Annotated in this window: 22 protein-coding genes and 1 riboswitch; of the genes, 8 read left to right on the forward strand and 14 right to left on the reverse strand. The window is 71.9% G+C overall.

Going from position 1 to position 21,983, the window contains the following annotated elements:
* The first annotated feature begins 9 nt into the window (after window positions 1-9).
* The 4 genes from cbiM to BYZ73_RS07225 are packed head-to-tail and all read left to right on the forward strand — an operon-like array spanning window position 10 to window position 2,704.
* Entirely contained in the window at window positions 10-627 is a 618-nt protein-coding gene (cbiM, locus tag BYZ73_RS07210; RefSeq protein ID WP_112315430.1) for a cobalt transporter CbiM, read from the forward strand.
* Window positions 624-1,289: a cobalt ABC transporter permease gene (locus BYZ73_RS07215; protein WP_181497987.1), complete on the forward strand. Its 666-nt coding sequence runs from the start codon at window positions 624-626 to the stop codon at window positions 1,287-1,289. The genes cbiM and BYZ73_RS07215 overlap by 4 nt, the downstream gene beginning before the upstream one ends.
* Window positions 1,290-1,293: 4 nt before the next feature.
* The gene (gene cbiQ / locus BYZ73_RS07220) at window positions 1,294-2,067 is read left to right on the forward strand and encodes a cobalt ECF transporter T component CbiQ (protein ID WP_112315431.1); all 774 of its coding nucleotides are present in this window, start codon (window positions 1,294-1,296) and stop codon (window positions 2,065-2,067) included.
* Window positions 2,054-2,704 (forward strand): energy-coupling factor ABC transporter ATP-binding protein, encoded by a 651-nt coding sequence (locus tag BYZ73_RS07225; protein WP_112315432.1) that lies wholly within the window; start codon window positions 2,054-2,056, stop codon window positions 2,702-2,704. Before cbiQ ends, BYZ73_RS07225 begins: the two co-directional genes overlap by 14 nt.
* 85 nt (window positions 2,705-2,789) lie before the next feature.
* On the opposite strand, the gene cobF is transcribed toward BYZ73_RS07225, so the two are convergent.
* The 6 genes from cobF to cbiE are packed head-to-tail and all read right to left on the reverse strand — an operon-like array spanning window position 2,790 to window position 7,918.
* Window positions 2,790-3,548, reverse strand: a complete 759-nt coding sequence (cobF, locus tag BYZ73_RS07230) for a precorrin-6A synthase (deacetylating) (RefSeq protein ID WP_112315433.1) — start codon at window positions 3,546-3,548, stop codon at window positions 2,790-2,792.
* Complete coding sequence (gene cobA, locus BYZ73_RS07235) at window positions 3,541-4,275, reverse strand: uroporphyrinogen-III C-methyltransferase (RefSeq protein WP_112315434.1); 735 nt, start codon at window positions 4,273-4,275, stop codon at window positions 3,541-3,543. The genes cobF and cobA overlap by 8 nt, the downstream gene beginning before the upstream one ends.
* Window positions 4,272-5,588, reverse strand: a complete 1,317-nt coding sequence (locus BYZ73_RS07240; RefSeq protein WP_112315435.1) for a cobyrinic acid a,c-diamide synthase CobB — start codon at window positions 5,586-5,588, stop codon at window positions 4,272-4,274. Before BYZ73_RS07240 ends, cobA begins: the two co-directional genes overlap by 4 nt.
* A complete protein-coding gene (gene cobM / locus BYZ73_RS07245) occupies window positions 5,581-6,357 on the reverse strand; it encodes a precorrin-4 C(11)-methyltransferase (protein ID WP_112315436.1) in 777 nt (258 codons plus the stop codon). The genes BYZ73_RS07240 and cobM overlap by 8 nt, the downstream gene beginning before the upstream one ends.
* A complete protein-coding gene (locus BYZ73_RS07250; RefSeq protein ID WP_108025104.1) occupies window positions 6,354-6,722 on the reverse strand; it encodes a cobalamin biosynthesis protein in 369 nt (122 codons plus the stop codon). Before BYZ73_RS07250 ends, cobM begins: the two co-directional genes overlap by 4 nt.
* Window positions 6,719-7,918: a precorrin-6y C5,15-methyltransferase (decarboxylating) subunit CbiE gene (gene cbiE, locus BYZ73_RS07255; protein ID WP_112315437.1), complete on the reverse strand. Its 1,200-nt coding sequence runs from the start codon at window positions 7,916-7,918 to the stop codon at window positions 6,719-6,721. Before cbiE ends, BYZ73_RS07250 begins: the two co-directional genes overlap by 4 nt.
* On the opposite strand from cbiE, the gene BYZ73_RS07260 reads away from it, so the two are divergent.
* Window positions 7,917-8,672, forward strand: a complete 756-nt coding sequence (locus tag BYZ73_RS07260) for a cobalt-precorrin-6A reductase (RefSeq protein WP_112315438.1) — start codon at window positions 7,917-7,919, stop codon at window positions 8,670-8,672. The two genes, cbiE and BYZ73_RS07260, sit on opposite strands and share 2 nt — an antisense overlap.
* Here BYZ73_RS07260 and cobJ read toward each other — a convergent pair.
* From cobJ to BYZ73_RS07300, 8 genes are all read right to left on the reverse strand, one after another.
* Window positions 8,645-9,397, reverse strand: a complete 753-nt coding sequence (gene cobJ, locus BYZ73_RS07265; RefSeq protein ID WP_108024924.1) for a precorrin-3B C(17)-methyltransferase — start codon at window positions 9,395-9,397, stop codon at window positions 8,645-8,647. The genes BYZ73_RS07260 and cobJ overlap by 28 nt on opposite strands.
* Window positions 9,394-10,122, reverse strand: coding sequence for a precorrin-2 C(20)-methyltransferase (gene cobI / locus BYZ73_RS07270; protein WP_112315439.1), 729 nt, complete (start codon window positions 10,120-10,122; stop codon window positions 9,394-9,396). Before cobI ends, cobJ begins: the two co-directional genes overlap by 4 nt.
* On the reverse strand, window positions 10,119-10,748 hold the full coding sequence (locus tag BYZ73_RS07275; RefSeq protein WP_112315440.1) for a precorrin-8X methylmutase: 630 nt from the start codon (window positions 10,746-10,748) through the stop codon (window positions 10,119-10,121). The genes cobI and BYZ73_RS07275 overlap by 4 nt, the downstream gene beginning before the upstream one ends.
* Window positions 10,738-14,064: a cobaltochelatase subunit CobN gene (gene cobN, locus BYZ73_RS07280; RefSeq protein ID WP_112315441.1), complete on the reverse strand. Its 3,327-nt coding sequence runs from the start codon at window positions 14,062-14,064 to the stop codon at window positions 10,738-10,740. The genes BYZ73_RS07275 and cobN overlap by 11 nt, the downstream gene beginning before the upstream one ends.
* 10 nt (window positions 14,065-14,074) lie before the next feature.
* Entirely contained in the window at window positions 14,075-15,112 is a 1,038-nt protein-coding gene (cobW, locus tag BYZ73_RS07285) for a cobalamin biosynthesis protein CobW (protein ID WP_112315442.1), read from the reverse strand.
* Window positions 15,109-15,492: a DUF1636 family protein gene (locus BYZ73_RS07290; protein WP_181497988.1), complete on the reverse strand. Its 384-nt coding sequence runs from the start codon at window positions 15,490-15,492 to the stop codon at window positions 15,109-15,111. Before BYZ73_RS07290 ends, cobW begins: the two co-directional genes overlap by 4 nt.
* A gap of 124 nt (window positions 15,493-15,616) precedes the next feature.
* Window positions 15,617-15,839: riboswitch (cobalamin riboswitch) on the reverse strand.
* A gap of 21 nt (window positions 15,840-15,860) precedes the next feature.
* The gene (gene tcuA / locus BYZ73_RS23530; RefSeq protein WP_112315443.1) at window positions 15,861-18,383 is read right to left on the reverse strand and encodes an FAD-dependent tricarballylate dehydrogenase TcuA; all 2,523 of its coding nucleotides are present in this window, start codon (window positions 18,381-18,383) and stop codon (window positions 15,861-15,863) included.
* Window positions 18,384-18,508: 125 nt separating this feature from the next.
* Complete coding sequence (locus BYZ73_RS07300; protein ID WP_112315444.1) at window positions 18,509-20,083, reverse strand: bifunctional metallophosphatase/5'-nucleotidase; 1,575 nt, start codon at window positions 20,081-20,083, stop codon at window positions 18,509-18,511.
* 109 nt (window positions 20,084-20,192) lie between these two features.
* Between BYZ73_RS07300 and BYZ73_RS07305 the strand changes: the two genes are divergently transcribed.
* From BYZ73_RS07305 to arsC, 3 genes are read left to right on the forward strand one after another with little or no spacing between them, the layout of a single operon-like run.
* Entirely contained in the window at window positions 20,193-20,531 is a 339-nt protein-coding gene (locus tag BYZ73_RS07305) for a DUF952 domain-containing protein (RefSeq protein WP_108025108.1), read from the forward strand.
* The gene (locus tag BYZ73_RS07310; RefSeq protein ID WP_112315445.1) at window positions 20,528-21,586 is read left to right on the forward strand and encodes a quinone-dependent dihydroorotate dehydrogenase; all 1,059 of its coding nucleotides are present in this window, start codon (window positions 20,528-20,530) and stop codon (window positions 21,584-21,586) included. Before BYZ73_RS07305 ends, BYZ73_RS07310 begins: the two co-directional genes overlap by 4 nt.
* A complete protein-coding gene (gene arsC, locus BYZ73_RS07315) occupies window positions 21,583-21,936 on the forward strand; it encodes an arsenate reductase (glutaredoxin) (RefSeq protein WP_112315446.1) in 354 nt (117 codons plus the stop codon). Before BYZ73_RS07310 ends, arsC begins: the two co-directional genes overlap by 4 nt.
* Window positions 21,937-21,983: the final 47 nt, after the last annotated feature.

A 21,983-nucleotide genomic window follows, 5' to 3' on the forward strand; every position in this document is an offset into this window, starting at 1 on the left:
GGCGGGCCCATGCATATCGTGGACGGGGCGCTGGCGGCGCCCGTGGTGATCGGCGGCGCGGTGCTGGCGGCGGGGGGCGTGGCGCGCGGATTGCGCGATCTGACGCTGGAAAAGATCCCCGCTGCCGGGATGCTCTCGGCCAGCTTCTTCGTGGCCTCGCTGATCCATGTGCCCATCGGCCCGTCCTCGGTGCACCTGATCCTGAACGGTCTGGCCGGGCTGGTGCTTGGCTGGGCCGCCTTTCCGGCGCTGTTCGTGGGGCTCTTGCTGCAGGCGGTCTTTTTCGGGTTCGGCGGGCTGACGGTGCTGGGGGTCAATACCCTGAACATCGCGCTGCCCGCAGTGATCGTGCATTATCTCTGCCGCCGGGGTCTTGCGCGCGGCACCCCCCGGATCGCCGCGCTTTGGGCCGGGATGGGCGGGGCGCTGGCCATCGCGCTGACGGCGCTTGGCGTCGGTCTGGCGCTGGCGCTGTCGGGCGCGGCCTTCCTGCCCGCCGCCCGGCTGGTCTTTCTGGCCCATATCCCGGTGATGGCGGTCGAGGGCCTTTTGACCGCCGCCGCCGTCTATCTTGCCGCCCAGGTGAAGCCCGACCTCTTTGCGACAGTTCAAGGACCCCAACGATGATCCGTCCCCTTGCTTTGACCCTGGCGCTTGCGATGGCGCCGCTGCCTGCGCTGGCCCATAAGGTGATCGGCGGGGCCTATGCCGATGGTGCGCTGATCGAGGGCGAGATCGGCTTTTCGAATGGCGACATGGCCGCCGACGCCCTGGTCGAGGTCTTCGACCCGGCGGGCACCCGGCTGGGCGAGACCCGGACCGATGGCGACGGCATCTTCACCTACCGCCCCACCGCCGCCGTCGCCCATGTCTTCCGCGCCGATCTGGGCGCGGGCCATGTCGCCGAATTCACCCTGAGCGCCGATGAGGTCGCCGCGATCCTCGACAGCCCCGCCGCCCGGGCCGCCGCCGAAACCGGCGTCGCCCCTGGCGCGGGGGACGAAACCGGCGCGGGCAATCCGTCGACCTTCCCCCTGGATCGGGCGCCCGCCGGGGCAGCCTCCGGAGCGCTGGCGGCGGTGCCGCTGGTCGCCGCGCCGGGGCTGAGCGACACCGACAAGGCCGAGATCGCACGGATCGTCCGCGACGAGATGCGCCCGCTCCGGCGCGAGATCGCCGCCTATCGCGAACGGAACGACCTGCAGTCGATCCTGGGCGGGATCGGCTATATCGCGGGGCTCTTCGGGCTTGGCTTCTACATCGCCGCGCGCCGGCGTCTGAAGGGATAGGGGCATGTCCGACATCCTGATGCAGGACCGCGCCGGGCCGGAGGGCGCCGCGCTCGACGCGATCGATCCCCGCGCGCGGTTGATCGGGGCGGCGGGCTTCGCCTGCGTGACCGTCGCCTGTTCCTGGCTGCCGCTGCTGCTGGCCGCGCTGATCCTTGCCATCGCCTTGATGGCGCTGTCGGGGCGGGCGGTCGGCCCGACGCTGCGGCGGATGGCGGCGATGGACGGGTTCATCTTCCTGCTGATCGCCATGCTGCCCTTCACCACGCCCGGCGATCCGGTCTTCACGCTTTGGGGATTTGCCGCCTCGCGCGAGGGGATCGTCCATTCGACCGAGATCCTCTTGACCGCCAATGCCGTCGTTCTGGCGCTGCTGTCGCTGGCGGGCACGCTGGAACCGGCGGTGATGGGGCAGGCGCTGCACCGGCTGGGCACGCCCGAGAGGCTGGTGCATCTGCTGCTGTTCACCATCCGCTATATCGAGGTGCTGCGCGCCGAACACCTGCGGCTGCGCCGGGCGATGAAGGTCCGGGGCTTCCGGCCGGGCACGTCCTGGCACAGCTATCGCAGCTTGGGCTATCTGGTCGGCATGATGCTGGTCCGCGCGGTCGAACGGTCCGAACGGGTGCTGGCGGCGATGAAATGCCGGGGCTTTTCGGGCCGGATGCCGGTCCTCGCTGCCTTCGCCTACGGGCCGCGCGACGCGGTCTTCGGCGCGGGGCTGGCGACGGTCCTCATGGCGATGCTGGTTGCCGAGGTCGCCCATGGCGCTTTTTGACCTCGACAGGCTCGTTTTCGGCTATCCCGGCCGGCCCAGGATCCTGCAAGGCGCGAGCCTGACGCTCGAGGCGGGCCAGCGGCTGTCGATCGCGGGCGCGAACGGGTCGGGCAAGTCGACGCTTCTGCAGCTGATGGTGGGGCTTCTCGTCCCGCAATCGGGGCAGATCCGGGCCTTCGGGCAGGAGCGCCGGGCCGAGCCCGACTTCCACGAGGTGCGCCGCCGGGCGGGGCTGGTGTTTCAGGACCCCGACGATCAGCTGTTCTGCCCCACCGTGGCCGAGGATGTGGCCTTCGGGCCGCTCAATCTGGGGCTTGGGCGCGCGGCGGCGATGGAGCAGGTCGAGGCGGTTCTCACCCGGCTTGACCTCATGCATCTGAAGGACCGGATCACCCACCGGCTGTCGGGCGGCGAAAAGCGGCTGGTCAGCCTTGCCGCCGTGTTGGCGATGGAGCCCGAGGTGCTGCTTCTGGACGAGCCCACCAATGCGCTGGACGAGGAAAACGCCGAGCGGCTGGTCGCGATCCTGCAAGGCTTGCCGCAGGCGATCCTGCTGGTGACCCATGACGCAGAGATGCGCGCGCGCATCGCGCCCGAGGGAATGCGGCTCAGCGCCGGGCGGCTGGTTCCGGCGTAAGCCCTCAGCCCCCGCATCAGCGGTCAGCCCTGCGTCAACGGTCAGCCCCCGCGTCAGCCGTCAGCCCCGGCGGTCCGCGCCGGTCTCAGCCCCGCTTCTGACTTCGGCGCATCAGGTAGATGTCCATCAGCCAGCCATGCCGGGCACGGGCCTCTTCGCGGGTTGTCAGGATCTCGGGCCCGGCCTCGGCCAGCGGCCCTGACAGGACGATTTCCTCGGCCATGCCCAGATAGGCGCCCCACCAGATCCGGATGCCCTCGGGCGCCAGCGTCTGGAAGGCACAGCCGCCATCGAGCATCGCGACCACGGTATCGGCCCCTTCGGGCCAGCCATGGTCGCGGATCTGCCGCCCCGTGGTGATGACGACCGGCGCGCCGATCTCGTTCAGCGGAATGCGATGGGCGGCGCAGAGCGCCTGGATCGCGGTGATGCCGGGAATGACGGTGATCTTGGGCGCAGGCGACAGCCGCGCCGCGATCCTCAGCGAGCTGTCGTACAGCGAGGGATCGCCCCAGATCAGCAGCGCGACCTTTTGCGGTGCGGGGCTGGCGGCGGCGACAGTGTCGGTCCAGACCCCGGCAATGGCGTCGTGCCAGTCCAGAACGCCCGCGCGATAGTCGCCCGAGGCGTCGCGGACGGGCAGGTCGAACTCGGCGATCCGGTCGCTTGCGTCCTCGCCCATCACGCGCGCGCAGATCCGGCGGCGCAGATCGGCGAGGTCGGCCTTGTCGGCCCCCTTCTTCGGGATCAGGATCAGATCGGCGCTCCGGATCGCCTCGGCGGCCTGAAAGGTGATATGATCGGGGTTGCCGGTGCCGATGCCGATCAGGAACAGCTCATGCATCGGGGGCCTCCTCGACCAGCGGCCCGAACAGGATCAGACCCGGCGCGGCCGACCCCGGGGCCTCGGCCAGACGTGCCGCCAGGTCCGCGACCGTGGTCCGGGTCAGCGCCTGATCGGGCGTGCCCACGCCCTCGGCCAGCAGCGCGGGCGTGGTGCCGGGCAGGCCGCGCGCGATCAGCGCCCCGGCCAGCGCGGGGAAGGTGCGCTTGCCCATGTAGACCACCGTCGTCGCATGTTCGTCGGCCAGCGCGGCCAGGTCGATGTCGCGGGGCAGGTCGCCGGTCACGTCATGGCCGGTGACGAACTGCACCCGCCGCGCGGTCAGCCGCCGGGTCAGCGGAATGCCCGCCGCCGCCGCCGCTGCGCAGGCCGAGGTGACGCCGGGGATGACCTCGTAACCGATGCCCGCCGCCCGCAGCGCGGTGATTTCCTCTTCGAGCCGTCCGAACAGCCCCGAATCGCCCGATTTGAGCCGCACCACGCGCTGCCCCGAGGCGGCGTAATCGACCAGCAGGCGGCTGACATGGTCCTGCTTGGGCGAGGCCCGGCCCGCGCGCTTGCCGACGCCGACCAGATCGGCGCCCGGCCGCACGTGGCCCAGGATCGGCCCCGAGGACAGATCGTCGAACAGGACCGCATCGGCCTTTGACAGCCGGTCGACCGCCTTAAGGGTCAGAAGCTCGGGATCGCCGGGGCCGGAACTCACGAAGCTCACGAAACCGCTCATCTTGGGTCCTCCGCGATCAGGTGAAAGAAGCTGCCCGTGACCGGGCCGCGCCGCGATCCGGTTTCGGCCAGCTCGGCGCCATTGGCATCGGTGACGCGTGCCAAGGCCGCGTCGGGCTGGGAAAGGATCGTCGAATAATGGAATTCATGGCCCCGCAGCCTCGTGCCGGGGGCGTGGCCGGGCATCGGCGCCAGCAGCTCGGCCCGGCGATAGCCCAGATGCAGGCGGCGGCTTTCGAAGCTGGTGACAAGGCCCAGAAGCCCCGCCATTGCGTGTGCCGTGCCGTCCTTGTCGATCAGGGTCTCACCCAGCACCATGTAGCCGCCGCATTCGCCATGGACGGGGCGGGTTCCGGCATGGGCGCGGAGGCCCTTCAGAAACCGCGCGGCCCCGGCGATCCTGCCCGCATGAAGCTCGGGATAGCCGCCGGGCAGCCAGACCAGATCGGCGCCCGCGTCAGGCGCCTCGTCGGCCAGCGGCGAGAAGGGCAGGATCTCGGCGCCCGCGCGGCGCCAGCCTTCCAGAAGATGCGGATAGGCGAAGGAAAACGCCGCATCCCGCGCAAGCGCGATGCGCTGGGCCGGGGGGGCGGGCCAGTTGCCCGTGGTGCCCGAGATCCCGGGCCGGGCGGCGGCGCGGAGCGCGTCTAGCTCGACATGCTCGGCGACGAACTGGCCGATGGCGTCGATCCGCGCCTCCAGATCGGCCTGCTCGCCCGCCTGCACGAGGCCCAGATGGCGTTCGGGCAGGGTGAGGTCGGGGCGGCGGGGCAGGGTACCCAGGACCGCGATGCCGAGCCGGGCCATTTCGGGGCGGATCATCGCCTCGTGCCGCGCGCCCGCGACGCGGTTCAGGATCACGCCCGCGACGGGCGGCGCGTCGGGATGGCTGGCAAAGCCATGGGCCACCGCCGCCGCCGATTGCGCCTGCCCCGAGACGTCGATCACCAGCACCACCGGCCAGCCGAAGCGCCGCGCCAGTTCGGCGCTTGTGCCATGGCCCGCGACGCCGCGCGTCAGGGTGCCGTCGTAAAGCCCCATCGCGCCCTCGGCGATCACCAGATCGGCGCCTTGGGCCTCGGCCGCCAGCGTGGCCAGCAGACCCTCGTCCATCGCCCAGGGGTCGAGATTGTAGGAGGCCCGTCCCGAGGCACGGGCATGGAAGGCCGGGTCGATGTAATCGGGGCCGTTCTTGAAGGGCTGCACGGCAACACCCGCCGCGCGGAAGGCCCGAAGGAGCCCCAGCGTGACGGTGGTCTTGCCGCTGCCCGAGGCGGGCGCCGCGATCACCAGACCCGGCGGCCTTTCAGCCATCGCTGCCCGCCCGGGCCGAGCGCGGCCGGAACCGCCGGTCGTAATCGGGATCGTATAGGCAGCTTTCATCGAAGCCCTCGGCGCCGAGGCTGCGGCCGACAAGGATCAGCGCGGTGCGCTCGATGTCCTGGGGCAGGGCGGCTTCCAGCGTGCCGAGCGTGCCGCGCAGGATCTGCTGGTCGGGCCAGCTGGCGCGGTAGACGATGGCCGCCGGGCAATCGGCGCCGTAATGGGGCACGAGATCCGCGACCACCTTCGCGAGGTTGTGGATCGAGAGATGGATGGCGAGCGTCGCTCCGGTCGCGGCGAAATTGGCCAGGCTCTCGCCCTCGGGCATCGACGAGGCGCGGCCGGGCGTCCGGGTCAGCACCACCGACTGGGCCAGGCCGGGCAGGGTCAGCTCGGTCCCGAGCGCGGCGGCGGCGGCGGCGAACGACGGCACGCCCGGGGTCACGCTGACCGGGATGCCTGCGGCCTTCAGGCGGCGGATCTGCTCGCCCATGGCCGACCAGACCGACAGATCGCCCGAATGCAGCCGCGCCACGTCCTGCCCGGCCTCATGGGCGCGCTTGCACTCGGCGATGATGGCATCGAGGTCCATCGGCGCGGTGTTCACGATCCGCGCGCCCTCGGGGCAATGGCCGAGGATCTCTTCGGGGACCAGCGATCCGGCATAAAGACAGACCGGGCAGGCGGCGATCAGGTCGCGGCCGCGCAGGGTCAGAAGATCGGGGGCGCCGGGCCCGGCACCGATGAAATGGACGGTCATGGCAGGTCTTTCGTTGCGATGGCGCAGGTGGACATCCGGTCGTTCGATACCTTGCGCGGGGTCAGAAGGCGAGCCCCCTCGCCACAGGCCGCAAGGGCCGCGGCTTCGGCGACCGATCCGGTCCCGCGACGGGCGAGGCTCTGCGCCGATCGGGTCGGCGTGGCGGGGCGGTGCAGCGCGTCGGCGGTGACCGGGCATATGGGCAGGGCCAGCCGCGCGGCCAGTGCGGTGATCGCGGCTGCGGCGGCCTTGTCGGCGGGCGCGGCCAGCGCCGTCAGCCCGGTGGGCCCGCCCGCGCGCGCGAGCGCGTCCGTCAGGCTCGCCTCGGTCGCGGCGGCCCGAAAGCCAAAGCCTGCGACCCTCACCGCCGGACGGTCCATTGCACCACCGGGAAGGCGGCGCGCCAGCCGCGCCTGCGGCCCAGCGGGCGGGCCTCGGCCAGCTCGATCCTCAAAAGCTCACCGCCATGGGCGGCCTGCCAGAGGGCCAGCAGCGCTTCGGATTCGAGCGTGACGGCGTTGGCGACGATCCGCGTGCCGGGGGGAAGGCGCGCCCAGAGCGTCTCCAGCAGCTCTTGCGAGAGCCCGCCGCCGACAAAGACCGCATCGGGGGCGGCGAGCCCCTCGAGCGCCTCCGGCGCGCGGCCGGTGACGACACGCAGCCGCTCGACCCCGAGGGCCGCGGCATTGGCGGCGATGCGTTCGGCGCGGACGGGATCGGTCTCGATGGCGGTCGCCTGCATCCTCGGGTGACGGGCGAGCCATTCGATGGAAATCGACCCCGAACCCCCGCCGATATCCCACAGATGCTCGCCCGGCAGCGGGGCCAGCGCCGACAGCGTCAGTGCGCGGACGGGGCGCTTGGTGATCTGGCCGTCATTGTCGAAAAAGCCGTCGGGCCAGCCCGAGGCGGCGGGAATGGCGGGGCCGTCGCCCGCCGTTTCCAGCGCCACGGCCACCGGATGGGCGATACCCTCCAGGTCCATGGCGCGGGCGGTGGTCTCGCGGATGCGCTCGCGCGGGCCGCCAAGGGCCTCGAGCACGTGAAGGCGGCTGTCGCCGAAGCCCGCTTCGGTCAGGAAGGCCGCGAACTCGGCCACCGCCGCGCCGTCCCGAAGGGTGACGATGGCAGTGAAGCCCGGCGCCAGCAGGGGGCGCAGCCGGGCGAAGGGGGCGGCATGGAGACCGGCGCAATGGGTGGCCTCCAAGGGCCAGCCAAGCCGCGCGGCGGCCAGCGAAAAGACCGAAGGGCCGGGCAGGGCACACCAGTCCTCGGGCGCGAAGGTCCGTGCGATGACGCTGCCTGCGCCGAACCAGAACGGATCGCCCGAGGCCAGCACTGCGACCCGGCGCCCGCGCAGACCCTGCAGGATTGGCAGCCCGTCGGCGAAGGGCACCGGCCAGTCGACCTTCTCGGCCGCGAGATCCGGCAGAAGCGCCAGATGCCGCGCCGGACCCATGACGATTTCGGCCTCTTCCAGCGCCGCACGGCTTGCAGGCGGCAGCCCGTCCGGGCCATCTTCGCCCAGCCCCACGATGGTCAGCCACGGAGTCTCAGCCATGCGTCCCACCCTTCTGATCCTTGGCGGCACCACCGAGGCGACGGCGCTGGCCGCGCGGCTGGCGGGCACCGGGCTCAAGGCCACGCTGTCGCTGGCAGGCCGGGTCGAGACGCCGAAGGCCCAGCCCATTCCGATGCGGGTTGGCGGCTTTGGCGGCGTGCCGGGCCTGATCGCCTATCTGCGCGCCGAGGGCGTGACCCATGTGATCGACGCGACCCATCCCTTCGCGGCCCAGATGAGCCGGAACGCGGTCGAGGCCTGCACGGCCCTCGGCCTGCCGCTGGTCGCGCTGACCCGTCCCGCCTGGATGGCCGGGCTGCTTGACACCTGGCGGCATGTGCCCGACATCGCATCTGCGGTTGCGGCGTTGTCCGGTCCGCCCCGGCGGGTGTTCCTGGCGGTGGGGCGGATGCATCTGGAGGCCTTCGCGGCCCAGCCCCAGCACCGCTATCTGCTGCGTCTGGTCGATGCGCCGAAGGGGCCGCTGCCCTTGCCGCAGGCCGATGTCATCGTCTCGCGCGGGCCGTTCACCGAAGCGGGCGACCGGGCGCTGATGGAGGGGCATGGCACCGAGCTTGTCGTGTCGAAGAACGCGGGCGGCACGGGCGCGCGGGCCAAGATCGATGCGGCCCGGGCACTGGGCCTGCCGGTCCTGATGATCGACCGTCCCGTCCTGCCCGCGCGGCGGGAACTGGCGCATCCCGACGAGGTTCTGGACTGGCTCGCTCATTCCGGGGCGGATCTGGGGGTGTAGACCAGCGGCCGGTCGCCCGCACGCAGCACCCGGGTCAGCGAGGAGCCGACCAGCACCACGGTGCGCATGTCGGCCATCTCGGGGCGGGCTTCGGTCAGGGGCACGACGGTCAGCTTTTCCTCGGGCGTCGAGACCGCGCGGGCGAAGATCACCGGGCGGTCGTCGCCGCAGGCCGCGCGCAGCACCTCCAGCACCCGGGCAAAGCCCTCGGGGCGGGCCTTGGAGCGCGGGTTGTAGAAGGCCATCGCGAAATCGGCCTCGGCCGCGAGCCGCAGGCGTTTTTCGATCAATGCCCAGGGCTTGAGATTGTCGGAAAGGTTGATCGCGCAGAAATCGTGGCCCAGCGGCGCGCCTGCCCGGGCCGAGGCGGCCAGCATCGCGGTGATGCCGGGCAGCACCCGGATCTCGAGATCGCGCCAGTCGGGCGCGCCGGCCTCCAAAGCCTCGAAGACCGCGGCGGCCATGGCGAAGACACCCGGATCGCCCGACGAGACCACGACGACGCGGCGGCCCTCGGCGGCCATCTGCAATGCATGGCGGGCGCGGTCCACCTCGACCCGGTTGTCGGAGGCATGGAGCGTCAGCCCGGGCCGCTCCGCGACCCGCGCCACATAGGGAATGTAGCCCACGACGTCGGTGGCGTCGGCGAGCGTCGCGGTGACCTCGGGCGTGACCAGGGCCTCGGCGCCCGGGCCAAGGCCTGCGATGGCGACCCAGCCGGTCACGGCCGCCGCCCCCGCCCGTGGATCAGGGCAATCGAGAAATAGGGCGCCGAGGTGGCGGGATAGTCCTTGAGCCGGGTCACCGTCTGCCCCTTCATCGAGGCATATTCGACAATCCAGGCCTCGTCGGCCCGGCCCGCCATCAGCAGCGCACGCCTGAGCTTGCCCAGATGGCGCCCCATCTTCATCACCACGACCGCATCGGCGGCGCGCAGGCCCCGGATCAGGTCCTCCTCGGGCAAGGTGCCGGGCAGCACCGACAGCACGTCATCGCCCCAGGTGATCGGCGCGCCGGTCGCCGTCCAGGCCGCCGACATGCCGGTGATGCCGGGCACGACCTCGACCGGGACATCGTCCTTGAGGCGGGTATAGAGATGCATGAACGAGCCGTAGAAGAACGGGTCGCCCTCGCACAGCACGACCACGTCCTCGCCCGCCTCGGCCAGCGCCTTCAGATGCGCGGTGCAGTCCGCGTAGAAGGCCGCGAGGATCTCGTTGTAGCGCGGATCGTCGAAGGGGATTTCGGTGGTGACGGGATATTCCATAGGGTGCTCGGCGGCGCCCTCGGGGATCAGATTGGCGACGATGGACCGGGCCTGGCCCTCGCAGCCCGCCTTGCGGAAGAAGGCCACATGGCGCGCGCCCCGCAGCAGGCGGTCGGCGCGGACGGTCATCAGGTCGGGGTCGCCCGGGCCGAGGCCCAGGCCGTAGACGGTTGCCATGGTCATTCCTTGCGGCTGGCGATCGCGTTGATGGCGGCGACGGTGATGGCGCTGCCGCCCAGGCGCCCCTCGACGATGCAGCAGGGCACGGGCTGGTCCGCCCAGAGCGCGTCCTTGGACTCGGCCGCGCCGACGAAGCCCACCGGGCAGCCGATGATGGCGGCGGGGCGCGGGCAGGCGGGGTCTTCCAGCATGTTCAGCAGATGGAACAGCGCGGTCGGCGCATTGCCGATGGCAACCAGCGCGCCCGCGAGATGCGGGCGCCAGAGTTCCAGCGCGGCGGCCGAGCGGGTGTTGCCCATGGCGGCGGCGCGTTCGGCGATGCCCTCGGCCTGCAGGGTGCAGAGCACCTCGTTATCGGCGGGCAGGCGCTTGCGGGTGATCCCTTCGGACACCATGCGCGCATCGCAGAGGATAGGCGCGCCGCCCTCGAGCGCCGCGCGGGCCTTTGTCACGAAGCCCGGCGAAAAGCGGATATGGGGCGCCAGCTCGACCATGCCTGCGGCATGGATCATCCGCACCGCCACCTGTTCCTCATCGGCGTCGAAGCGGGCCAGATCGGCCTCGGCCCGGATCGTGGCGAAGGACTGCAGGTAGATCGCCGCGCCGTCCTTTTCGTACTCATGGGGCATTCGGGGTCTCCAGGTCTGTCAGGGCGGCGGCGATCGAATTGCGGCGGGTTTGCCAGAGCCCGTCCCGCGCCAGCGCCGCGAATTCGGCCCGCATCGCCGCGAGCGCCTGCGGGTTGGCCTCTTCGAGGAAGGCCGTCAAGCCCGGATCGGCCAGCGTAGCCTCGAAATAGAGGTCGAAAAGGTGATCCGGTACGACCCCCGCCAGACGGGCAAAGGCGGCCATGTGGTCGAGCGTCGCAGCGATTTCGGCCGCGCCGCGAAAGCCGTGGCGCTGCATCCCTGCCAGCCAGGCCGGGTGGGTGGCCCGGGCGCGGACGACGCGTGCGATCTCTTCGCTCAGGGTCCGGGTGCGCGGCCGGGCGGGGTCGGTATTGTCCAGATGGTAGAGCGCGGCGCGGCCGCCCGCGACACCCTGCGCCGCGGCAAAGCCCGCCTCGTGCCGGGCGTAATCGGCCGCCAGCAGAAGGTCGGTCTCGGGCAGGTCCTGGGCATGGACGAAGGCCTCGGCCCCCGCGACCCGGTCGCGGATGCCTTGCGCGTCGCGCCGCGCCTCGGACCCGTCCAGCGCCCAGGCACTGGCGGCGAGCCAAGCGGCGCCAGCGGCCTGACGGCCCGCCTCGGTCGGTTCGGGCGTCTCCAGGCCGATCCCGTAGATCCCCGGCGCGGGGCCGTACACCCGCGGCGTCTCGGGGCGGCCCGCATGGGGGTTCCAGTCAGGCGCCTCGTCGCGCTGGCCGAGCGCGCGCACCGCCTGCTGGTAGAGTGCCGAAAGCGACGGGAAGACATCGCGGAACAGCCCCGAGACACGCAGGGTCACGTCGAGCCTCGGCCGGTCGAGCAGCGCGATGGGCACCACCTCGATGCCCGAGACGCGGCCCGAGCCCTCGTCCCAGACCGGCTTCACGCCCAGCAGGTGCAGCGCCATGGCGAAATCCTCGCCCGCCGTGCGCATGGTGGCAGAGCCCCAGAGATCGACGACCAGCTGCCGGGGCCAGTCGCCATGGTCCTGCAGGTGGCGGCGCACCAGATCCTCGGCCAGCCGCACGCCTTGGGCATGGGCGGCACGGGTCGGCACCGCGCGCGGATCGGTGGTGAAGAGGTTGCGCCCCGTCGGCAGCACGTCGCGCCGCCCCCGCCAGGGCGAGCCCGAGGGGCCGGGGGCGACCGGGGCGCCCTGCAGCGCGCCGAGAAGGGCGGCGCTCTCGGCCGCGACAGAGGCGCCGGTGTCGAAGCCGGAGGCGGCCTCGGGCTGTGTTTCCGGCTGAGTTTCCGGCGGGCGGCCGAAGACATGCAGCCCGTCGCCGAACTGGCTTTCCTTGACGTCGCAGACGAAGCGGTCGATGCGGGTGATGGCCTCGGCGGGTGACAGGCCCGGGCCCAGCCCCAGATCGGCCTCGACGCCCAGCGCCCGCGCCTCGGCGCGGATATCGGCCATCAGTCGGTCGCGGCGGCGCGGGTCGAGCCCGTCGGCATTGGAAAACTCGTCGAGCAGCGTTTCGAGCCGGGCCAGCCGGTCCGAGACGCCCGCCCGCCGCTGGGGCGGCGGCAGGTGGCCGAGGGTGACGGCTCCGATCCGGCGCTTGGCCTGCGCCGCCTCGCCGGGGTCGTTGACGATGAAGGGATAGATCACCGGCAGATCGCCGATCAGCGCCTCGGGCCAGCAGGCCTCGGACAGCGCGACCGCCTTTCCGGGCAGCCATTCCAGCGTGCCATGCGCGCCCATATGGATCAGCGCATCGCAGCCCATGGCGCGGCGCAGCCACAGGTAGAAGGCGACATAGCCGTGGCGGGGCACCCGCGAGAGGTCGTGATAATCGCCCTCGCGCGCCTCGGGCGTGCCGCGTTCGGGCTGGAGTGCCACCAGCGCCGCGCCGCGCCGGGTGGCCGCGAACTGGAAGGCGCCGTAGCGGCAGGCCGGATCGGCCTCGGGTGCGCCCCAGGCGTCCGACAGGGCGTCGCGCAGGGGTACGGGGAGGGTGGCCAGCGCGGTGTGGTAGTCCGCGAGCGGCCAGCTCAGGGTCTCGCGGCCGAGGGCCTTGGCCAGATCGCCTGTGGGGGCGGTGGGCAGGCCCGCGCGGGCCAGATCGTCCAGAACCGCCTCGGCCGAGGCCAGCGCATCGAGCCCCACCGCATGGGCCATCTGCCACGGCCGTCCGGGATAGGTGGACAGGATCAACGCCGGGCGGCGGTCGGCCAGCGATGTGCGGGCAAGGCCGGTCCAGGCCATGACGCGGTCGGCGATGGCCGCGATCCGGCCCGGATGGGCGCGATGGGCGATGCGGGCGAATTGCAGATGCGGGTCGCGGGTGCCCGCCTCCTTGAAGGACGCAACGCCCGCGAAGATCCGGCCATCGACCTCGGGCAGGACCACATGCATGGCGAGATCGGCGGGGGAAAGCCCGCGCTCGGCCTCGGCCCAGGCGGTTTCCGGCGCGGCGGACAGCGCCACCTGAAAGACCGGCACGCCCGCCGCGTCCAGCGCCGAGCTGCCATCCTCGCCCTTGCCGGAGAAAGCGGTGGCGTTGACGATGGCGGCAGGGCTCAGGGCGCGCAGCTGGTCCGCCAGCCAGCGCGCCGCCTCGGGCGCCTTCAGGGACGGCACGAAGAGGCCGGTGACGGCGCAGCCGCGCGCCCGGAACGCGTCGAAAAGCGCCTCGACGGGGCCGAGATCGGCGGCGGTGACATAGGCGCGGTAGAAGGTCAGGACGATCCGGGGGGCATCCACCGGCGACAGGTCGGGCGCGGGCACGGCGCCGCCCTCGGGGCTCCAGGCGCCCATTTCGGGCACGGTCTTGGTGCCGATCACGGGCGCGGCGTAAAGCCCCGCGGCCAGCGCCAGCTGCGCCAGTGCCGCCTGCGCCGCGACCGCACCGCCCTCGTCGCAAAGTTCGGACAGCCGCCGCAGTGTCGAGACCGGCAGGGTCGAGGCCGCGTCGAGCCGGGGATCGGGGCGCCCGTCCGCGGGCAGCACGGCCAGCGCGATGCCATGCGCGCGGGCCAGCGCCCCGATCTGGGTCAGCCCGTACTCCCAATAGGCGCGCCCGCCGATCAGCCGGATCAGGATGCCCTTCGCCCCCGAAAGCGTGCGCTCGGCATAGGTATCGACCGAGAGCGGATGGATCAGGGCCGCGAGATTGGCCAACCTGAGGGTGGGCATCCGGCCTTCGGGGCCGCCGCCGCGATGCCAGCCCGCCGCGAAGGCCCCGAGATCGCTGTCGGAAAAGGACAGCACCGCCAGATCGGCCGGGTCCTGACCCAGATCCGTCGGAACGGCGGTTTCCTCGAGCCCGTGGCTTTCGCGGAAGACGACATGCATGGGGGCGGCCTCAGGCGCTCAGAGCCGCGCGGATCGCGCCTTCGTCGATATCGTCATGCTCGGCGATCACGACAAGCCGGGTGGCGCGGGTCTCGTCCGGCGCCCAGGGCCGGTCGAACTGATGGCGCACCCGCGCGCCCACCGCCTGCACCAGAAGCCGCATCGGTTTGCCCGCGACCGCGACATGGCCCTTGACCCGCAAGATGTTCTGCGTGCGCGCCAGAGCCTCGATCCGGGCCGAGAGCGCCTCGGGGTCGTCCTGTTCGGGCAGATCGATCACCACGCTTTCGAATTCGTCATGGTCATGCTCGGCGCCGCTGTCGTGATGGCTGGGCCGGGCGTCCAGATCATCCTCGGCGGCCGCGCCAAGTCCCAGGATCACGCGCGGATCGACCGCGCCTTCGGTCACCTCGACCACGGGCAGCGGGCGCGGCGCCTCGGCCTCGATCACGGCGCGGGCGGCGGCCACGCCTTCGGGCCCGGCCAGATCGGGCTTGGTCAGCAGCACGATATCGGCGCAGGCGATCTGGTCCTCGAAGACCTCGGACAGCGGCGTCTCGTGATCGAGGCTGTCATCGGCGGCGCGCTGGGCATCGACCGCGGCGACATTCGGCGCGAAGCGGCCCGCGGCCACGGCCTCGGCATCGGCCACCGCGATCACCCCGTCGACGGTGATGCGCGAGCGGATCGCGGGCCAGTCGAAGGCCTTCAGCAGCGGTTTCGGCAGCGCCAGCCCCGAGGTCTCGATCAGGATGTGGTCGGGGCGCGGGTCAAGCTGCAACAGCGCCTCCATGGTCGGGATGAACTCGTCGGCGACGGTGCAGCAGATGCAGCCATTGGCAAGCTCGACCACGTTCTCGGCCGGGCAGTCGGGCAGGGCACAGCCCTTCAGGATCTCGCCATCGACGCCGACATCGCCGAATTCGTTGACCAGGACGGCCAGCCGGCGGCCGCCCGCATTCTGCATCAGGTGGCGGATCAGCGTGGTCTTGCCCGAGCCGAGAAAGCCGGTGACGACGGTGACGGGAAGCTTGGCGAGATCGGTCATTTCAGGGCCTCCATGGGCGGGATGCGGGCAATGCAGTTCTTGCGGAAATGCTCGGGGCGTTCGCGCCAGGGCACGAGCCCGTCGGCGGCGTCGCGATAGGCACGGGCGCCCTCGGCGAGGATGGGCGCGCCGGTCGTCTCGTCGAAATTGCCATAGACATAGGTCCAGCGGCCCGGCCCCCGCAGCGCGACGGTGCAACCCGAGGCACAGGCCGAGAGGCATTCGACGGGCACAAGGCGCACGCCGTCGGGCAAGCCATGGGCGCGGAGGGCCTCGTGAAGCAGGCTGCCCGGACGGGGGGTATCGGGATCGGCGGGCTGGCGGCGCTTGCAGGTCGTGCAGACCAGCAGCTCGACCGGGGCGGGTTCGGGCGCGCTCATGCCGGACAGGCCCGGCGGCAGAAGGAAACGGAAACACTCATCGTCGGGCCCCACTTGGTCGGGGGACAAGGGCGAAGCGCGGGCAGAGCCGAAGCCGGACCCGACACCGGAACACCCCGTCCGGTTCACGTCGTTCGGGCTGGCAGGTCTCCCGGCTTGCGGATGTCAGAGGCGGGGCCTCTGGCGGCGGCCCTGCCTTCCCAGCCTCATCGGGCCAGTGGCATCGGGCGGCCTCTCCGGTCACGGTCGCGGGGGCGGCTGCGCTTGAAGGCCCGATGCATCGACTCCGGCCTCTGGCGCATTCCCTTTTCACCCGTCCTGAGGCGGGCACCAGCGCCGCGTGTCATGCCCGCCCCGCGCGGGTCTTGTCAAGCGCGATGGTCGGGGCCGGGGCGGCGGGCGGCCTCTTCGCCCGCATGGCGGATCAGGGCGAGGCTGCGAAACCCGCCATGGCCGAGCTTGCCGAAGGGCAGCGCCAGCACCAGCCCCAGCACCGCGCCCAGATGGAGCGCCAGCATCAGCCCCATGGCGGCGCCGTCGCGCAAGGCCAGAAGCGCAAGGCCCGAGGCGGCGACGATGGCAAGCTGCGCCCGAAGCCCGCGATTGGCGGCCTGCATGCGCGGCGCGGCCGGTCGGCGGTCGGCGGTCCGGTGCCAGCGTTCGAGCCCGGCGAGCCCGGCCAGCATGGCGATGCCGCCAAGGCTGCCCAGCAGCACGGGCGCGCTGGCCAGCGGATAGGGCGCCAGCGCGCCGCCAAGATGCAGGACGGCTCCGGCAAGGGTTGCGAGCGCGGTCAGCGCGGTGCCTGTGACCAGCAGGTGATGGCTCCAGCGCCGCGCCCGCCCGACCGGGCCGTGCGCCCCGTCGCAGGCGCGTGCGGCCCCGAGATTGGCCAGCGTCAGCGCATCGCGGCAGCCCCGGCCGAGGCTTTCAAGCGACGGCCGGGCGGGTGGGCCGCCGGTTGCGCGCCAGAACCGCCAGAGCCGCAGCCCGAGGCCAAGACCGGCCCCCGCGAAGGCCAGTGCCGCGCCGCCCGCCATCGCCGCGTGTGGGATCACCGCATAGAAGGCGCCCGGCCCGTTTCGGGCGGAAAAAAGAACTCCGGGCGGGAGCAGGATCAGGGCGGCCAGCGGCGGGCCGATCAGGCATATCAGGAAGATCAGGTCGGGCAGGCGCGGGGGCAGCCCTGCTGCGTGATCGGCGGCGCGCGCGGCGGCCAGCGCCGCGGGCAGGTTGACGGCCAGCGCATGGGGCGGCGCGTATTGGCAGTCGTAATGGCAGGACCGGCAGTCATGGCAGAGATGGGCCAGATGGCGCAGATCGCCCGCCGCGAGGCTTGGGCGCCGCCGGGCCGCCGGAAAGACCGCGCAAAGCCCGGTGCAGAAGCCGCAGGTGTTGCAGATGTTCAGCGCGCGGGCGGCCTCGGCCCAGGGCTCGGGCTCTGGCGGAGCGGGGTCCGTCGCCGCCGGGGCCGGAACGGCGGCGGGGCGCGGGCGGTTGGCGGCGGGGCCCGCAAGCGCGGCCGCGCCTGCCCCGGCGATGCGGCCGAAGACGCCGCCGACGGTCAGCCCGGTGCCGGAAAGATAGCCCTCGCCCAGCACCGCGCCGGTCATCGCGGCGCCCGCGGCAAAGACCCGGTGCGCGGTGCCGCCGCCCGCGAGCCGGACCCGCGCGGTCGCGTCGACCGCGACCCCGTGGCGGGTAAAGCCGAGCCCCGGCACCAGCGGGATCGCCGCGACGGGCGACCCGGTGAGGGGCACGCCGTCGGGGCGGCTTCGGGGCGGGTCGAGCGGGGCGTCTTCCGTTGCTGTCTGCAGCGTCCGGGTCAACCCCTCGGCATCGATGCCGCAGAGCCGGGCGAGTTCGGTCGGGCTGTCGGCGGCAAGCGGCGGGTAGAGGAGCGGCGGCAGCCGCCGGGCGCCCTCGGCGTCGAGGATCAGCCAGGCGCGCGGATCGGCGCGCTCTGCCAGCGCCCGGCCCCAGACCGAATAGCGCGCCGATCCGGTCTCGGCGCCCTCGTCGCGGAGCCGCCGCCCGTCCGCGTCGACGACAAGGCCGACCTGCATCCCGTCGGCGCGGCTGACGATGCCCGCGTCGTCCCGTGGCGCGCGCGCATCGACGGCGACCAGATGCCCGTCGCCGGGCTGCCCGGCCGTCTTTGCGCCATGGGCCATCAGCCACAGAAGCGGTGCGCCCTGCTGATGCGGCGTGCCGCGATTGGCGAACGCATCCGCGCCGGGGCCGAGATGGCGGATCAGTTCGGCCCGGTTGGCGCCGTAGCCGCCCGAGGCGAGGATCAGCGCCCCGGCCTCGAGGGCGCGGGGACCGTCGGGCGTTTCGGCGGTCAGGACCAGCGTGCGATCCTCGGCCCAGCCTTGGGGAAGCGCTTCGATCCGCCAGCCGCAAAGGATCTCGACCCCCAGCCCTTCGGCGCAACGGACAAGCGTGTTGGTCAGCGCCTGCCCGCCGCCCCGGAAGAAGGCGGTGCGGCGCGAGAAGGGCAGGTTGCCCTCGGCCCAGGGCTCGAAGGCGACGCCCCGGGCGGCCAGCCAGGGGCCGAGCCCGGTCGAGCCCTCGGCCAGAACGCCCCCGAGGCCGGTTTCGGGCGGGGAAAGCCGCGCCAGATCGGTGGCGAACTCGGCCGCCGGATAGCCGCCGCGCTGCCACGGCGTCTCGCGGTCATGGGCCAGACGGATGTTGCGGCAATGGCGGGTATTGCCGCCCAGCAGGGGCGGGGGGGCCGGGTCGATCAGCGTCACCGCCGCGCCTTGCAGACGCGCCTCGATGGCCGCGACGAGGCCCGCAAAGCCCGCGCCCGCGACCAGCACCCCAGTCGCGAGCGGGGGCGGGCGGGTGCCCGCGATCGGGGCGGCGGGGTCGGGGTCGGGCATCGGGGAACCTTCGCGGGGCCGGGTCGGACCCCGTTGAACCCGCCCGGGGGCGCAAGATCAAGCCGGAAGATCGGCCGCGCCCGCCGGGCGGGGCATCGTGACTGGACGCGCCGCCCGGGCCGAGGTCACTCGGTGGCGATGCGCCCGTCGAGACGGGGCGTATAGGGCGCCCGGGCGGCCAGATAGTCGGCCGTCACATCGGCCAGATCGGGGCCGAAATCATAGACCTCGCGCGCGTCGAGGAACATGGCATAGCCGTCGCCGCCGTTCCGGACATAGTTGTTCGACACAAGCCCGTAGGACTTTTCGGGATCGAGCGGCAGCCACTCGGCACCTTCCTGCACCTCGACCGTGCGCAGCCGCTGGCCGGGCTCGGCCTCGGGGTCCCAGGTGAAGCGCAGCCCCGCGACCTGCGGGAAGCGGCCCGCGCCTTCCTCGACCTGGCTCAGCCCGTGTTCCAGTGCCGCGCGCACCGTCGCGCCGGGGACGTGGAACGTGGACAGCGTGTTCTGGAAGGGCAGCACCGTCAGCACTTCGCCCATGGTCACCGGACCCTCGTCGATCGAGGCGCGCACGCCCCCGCCATTCTGAAGCGCGATCTGGATGCCCTGGCTGCGCACCCGGTCGAGCATCGCCTCGGCCACCAGATTGCCCATCTGGCATTCGCCCGCGCGGCAGGAGCCGCGTTCGCCGTCGATGGGGGCGGTGGTTTCGGCCACGACCTTCTGGCGGATCTCTTCCAGCGGCTGCGCCAGTTCGGCGACCCGGGCCTTGACCTCCGCATCCTCGGCGACCGAGGCATCGAGAAGGATCGGCGCGCCCTCGGCCGAGACCAGCTTGCCCGCATCGTCGAAGACCACGTTCAGCCGCCCGAGATACTTGCCATAGCCATAGGCCTGCACGATGGCGGTGTCGCCCACCATGGTCGGGTAGGGGCCTGCGGCGGTCTCGTCGGTATTCGACAGAAGCGTATGGCTGTGGCCACCGACGATCACATCGACGCCGCTGGTACCTGCCGCGATCCGCTTGTCGGCCTCATAGCCCGAATGGCTGAGCAGGACGATCTTGTCGATGCCCTCGGCGGTCAGGCGGTCGACCTCGGCCTGGACCGCGTCGATGGGATCGGTGAAGACGATATTGGGGCCGGGGCTGGCCAGTTCGGGGTTGTCGCGGGGGGTGAGGCCGATCACGCCGATCCGTTCGCCCGCTTCCTCGATCACGACCGATTTCCGGATCCTGTCCTTCAGCTGCGGTTCGGCCGAGAGATCGGCATTGGCCATCAGAAGCGGCATCGTCAGCCGGGCGGCGAATTCGGCCAGCACCTCGGGGCCGTCGTCGAATTCGTGGTTGCCGACGGCCATGGCGTCATAGCCCAGCCGGTTGACCATCTCGGACGCGGCCTTGCCCTTGTAATAGGTGTAGAACAGCGTGCCCTGGAACTGATCGCCCGCATCGAGCAGCAGGCTCGGCCCGCCCTCGGCCCGGGCCGCGGCGATGGCGCTCGCCAGCCGCGCCGACCCCCCGAAGCAGTCCCCGGCCAGGTTGTCCTCTTCGGGACAGCCCGAATCGTATTTCGAGATCGGCTCCAGCCGGGCATGCACATCGTTGGTGTGCAGCAGGGTCAGCGCGAACTCGGCCTGTGCCGCGCCGCCGGACAGCAGCGCCAGCACCGCCGCCGAGGAGAGGATGCGCATGGTCATCGGTCAGGGTCTCCATCTGGGTTGACGCGGGCCAGAGTGGCGCGGTTCGATGAGGCTGTCAAAGCCCGCCGCGCTTGACCCGGGGCGCGGCAGGGGGCATGTCGGGCACATGCTGATCTACAAGATTTTCCGCCGCGCCGAATGGGACGCGCTCCGCGAGCGGGGCGCCAGCCTTGGCGCGCCGGTCGATCTGGCCGATGGCTTCATTCACCTGTCGACCGCCGAGCAGGTGACCGGCACCGCCGAGAAGCATTTCGCCGGGGAAAGCGATCTGGTGCTGGTCGCTGTCGAGGCCGACAGGCTGGGGGCCGACCTGAAATGGGAACCCTCGCGCGGCGGCGCGCTGTTCCCGCATCTTTACCGCGAGCTTCGGCTTGCCGATCTGGTCTGGGACAAGTCGCTGCCGCTGGGTGCCACGGGCCATATCTTTCCCGAGGGGGTGGTATGACGCCGCTCGAACGTGCGGGTCTTGCGGTGTTTCACCGGATGGATCCCGAACGCGCCCATAGCTTGTCGCTGACGGCGCTGCAAAGCGGGCTCGTGCCGCTGCCGGGGCGGCTGACCAGCCCGCGCCTTGCCACCGATCTGGCCGGGCTGTCGCTACCCAATCCGGTGGGGCTTGCGGCGGGCTATGACAAGAACGCGGTGGCGCTGGGCCCGCTGATGCGCGCGGGTTTCGGCTTTCTCGAGGTGGGGGCCGCGACGCCCCGCCCGCAGCCCGGCAATCCGCGGCCGCGGCTGTTCCGGCTGATCGAGGACCGGGCGGCGATCAACCGCTTTGGCTTCAACAATGACGGCATGGAGGCGATCGGTGCCCGGCTGGCGGCGCGCCCCGCGGGCGTGCCGGTGGGGCTGAACCTCGGCGCCAACAAGGACAGCGCCGACCGTGCGGCCGATTTCGCGACGGTTTTGGCGGCGTGCGGCGCGCATGTGGATTTCGCGACCGTGAACGTGTCCTCGCCCAATACCGAAAAGCTGCGCGATCTGCAGGGGCATGAGGCGCTGACGGCGTTGCTGGCGGGCGTGATGGCCGCGCGGGCGGAACTTTCCCGCCCGATCCCGGTTTTCCTCAAGATCGCGCCGGATCTGACCGACGCCGAGATCGACGATATCGCTGAGGTGGCGCTGGAGGCCGGGGTCTCCGGCATCGTCGCCACCAACACGACGCTGGCCCGGGCCGGGCTGAAAAGCCCGGATGCGGGGCAGGCCGGCGGGCTTTCGGGTACGCCGCTTTTCGCCCGGTCGACCCGGGTGCTGGCGCGGCTGTCGGCCGCCACCTGTGGCCGTCTTCCCCTGATCGGGGTGGGCGGCGTGGGCTCGGCCGAAGAGGCCTATGCCAAGATCCGCGCGGGCGCCTCGGCGGTGCAGCTTTACACCGCGCTTGTCTATGGCGGCATGAGCCTCGTGCGCGACATCGTCGACGGGCTTGACCTGCTGCTGGCGCGGGACGGCTTTGCGCATGTCGCCGAGGCCGTGGGCACCGGACGAAAGGATTGGGAATGACCGGCATCGTGATCTGGCACAACCCGCGCTGTTCGAAATCGCGCGAGGCGCTGCGGCTTCTGGAAGAGAAGGGGGCCGAGCCGACCGTGCGGCGCTATCTGGACGTGCCGCCGACCGAAAAGGAACTGCGCGAGACGCTTGACATGCTGGGCGGACCCGCCATCGACATGATGCGCACCGGCGAGGATCTCTTTGCCGATCTCGACCTCACGAAGGACGCGCCCGACGAGGTGCTGATCGCCGCCATGGCCGCTCATCCCAGGCTGATCGAGCGGCCGATTGCGATGGCCGATGGCCGCGCCGTGCTGGGCCGTCCGCCCGAGCGGGTGCTGGATCTGCTGGAAGACTGAGCCCGGAGGCGGGCGGTGACGGGGGCCGAACTGGGGACGGGGGCCGA

The organism is Rhodovulum viride (assembly GCF_003265965.1).
In the GTDB taxonomy this organism is placed as follows: domain Bacteria; phylum Pseudomonadota; class Alphaproteobacteria; order Rhodobacterales; family Rhodobacteraceae; genus Rhodovulum; species Rhodovulum kholense.

What these genes read in the sequence shown, in the direction of transcription:
- BYZ73_RS07260 (WP_112315438.1), top strand. Translation starts at nt 7,917, where the DNA reads ATGCGTCCCACCCTTCTGATCCTTGGCGGCACCACCGAGGCGACGGCG.
- BYZ73_RS07240 (WP_112315435.1), bottom strand. Translation starts at nt 5,588, where the DNA reads ATGGCTGAAAGGCCGCCGGGTCTGGTGATCGCGGCGCCCGCCTCGGGC.
- cobI (WP_112315439.1), bottom strand. Translation starts at nt 10,122, where the DNA reads ATGACCATGGCAACCGTCTACGGCCTGGGCCTCGGCCCGGGCGACCCC.
- cbiE (WP_112315437.1), bottom strand. Translation starts at nt 7,918, where the DNA reads ATGGCTGAGACTCCGTGGCTGACCATCGTGGGGCTGGGCGAAGATGGC.
- tcuA (WP_112315443.1), bottom strand. Translation starts at nt 18,383, where the DNA reads ATGCCCGACCCCGACCCCGCCGCCCCGATCGCGGGCACCCGCCCGCCC.
- cbiM (WP_112315430.1), top strand. Translation starts at nt 10, where the DNA reads ATGCATATCGTGGACGGGGCGCTGGCGGCGCCCGTGGTGATCGGCGGC.
- cobM (WP_112315436.1), bottom strand. Translation starts at nt 6,357, where the DNA reads ATGACCGTCCATTTCATCGGTGCCGGGCCCGGCGCCCCCGATCTTCTG.
- BYZ73_RS07215 (WP_181497987.1), top strand. Translation starts at nt 624, where the DNA reads ATGATCCGTCCCCTTGCTTTGACCCTGGCGCTTGCGATGGCGCCGCTG.
- BYZ73_RS07225 (WP_112315432.1), top strand. Translation starts at nt 2,054, where the DNA reads ATGGCGCTTTTTGACCTCGACAGGCTCGTTTTCGGCTATCCCGGCCGG.
- cobA (WP_112315434.1), bottom strand. Translation starts at nt 4,275, where the DNA reads ATGAGCGGTTTCGTGAGCTTCGTGAGTTCCGGCCCCGGCGATCCCGAG.
- cobN (WP_112315441.1), bottom strand. Translation starts at nt 14,064, where the DNA reads ATGCATGTCGTCTTCCGCGAAAGCCACGGGCTCGAGGAAACCGCCGTT.
- BYZ73_RS07290 (WP_181497988.1), bottom strand. Translation starts at nt 15,492, where the DNA reads ATGAGCGCGCCCGAACCCGCCCCGGTCGAGCTGCTGGTCTGCACGACC.
- BYZ73_RS07275 (WP_112315440.1), bottom strand. Translation starts at nt 10,748, where the DNA reads ATGCCCCATGAGTACGAAAAGGACGGCGCGGCGATCTACCTGCAGTCC.
- BYZ73_RS07300 (WP_112315444.1), bottom strand. Translation starts at nt 20,083, where the DNA reads ATGACCATGCGCATCCTCTCCTCGGCGGCGGTGCTGGCGCTGCTGTCC.
- cobW (WP_112315442.1), bottom strand. Translation starts at nt 15,112, where the DNA reads ATGACCGATCTCGCCAAGCTTCCCGTCACCGTCGTCACCGGCTTTCTC.
- cobF (WP_112315433.1), bottom strand. Translation starts at nt 3,548, where the DNA reads ATGCATGAGCTGTTCCTGATCGGCATCGGCACCGGCAACCCCGATCAT.
- BYZ73_RS07305 (WP_108025108.1), top strand. Translation starts at nt 20,193, where the DNA reads ATGCTGATCTACAAGATTTTCCGCCGCGCCGAATGGGACGCGCTCCGC.
- BYZ73_RS07310 (WP_112315445.1), top strand. Translation starts at nt 20,528, where the DNA reads ATGACGCCGCTCGAACGTGCGGGTCTTGCGGTGTTTCACCGGATGGAT.
- cbiQ (WP_112315431.1), top strand. Translation starts at nt 1,294, where the DNA reads ATGTCCGACATCCTGATGCAGGACCGCGCCGGGCCGGAGGGCGCCGCG.
- arsC (WP_112315446.1), top strand. Translation starts at nt 21,583, where the DNA reads ATGACCGGCATCGTGATCTGGCACAACCCGCGCTGTTCGAAATCGCGC.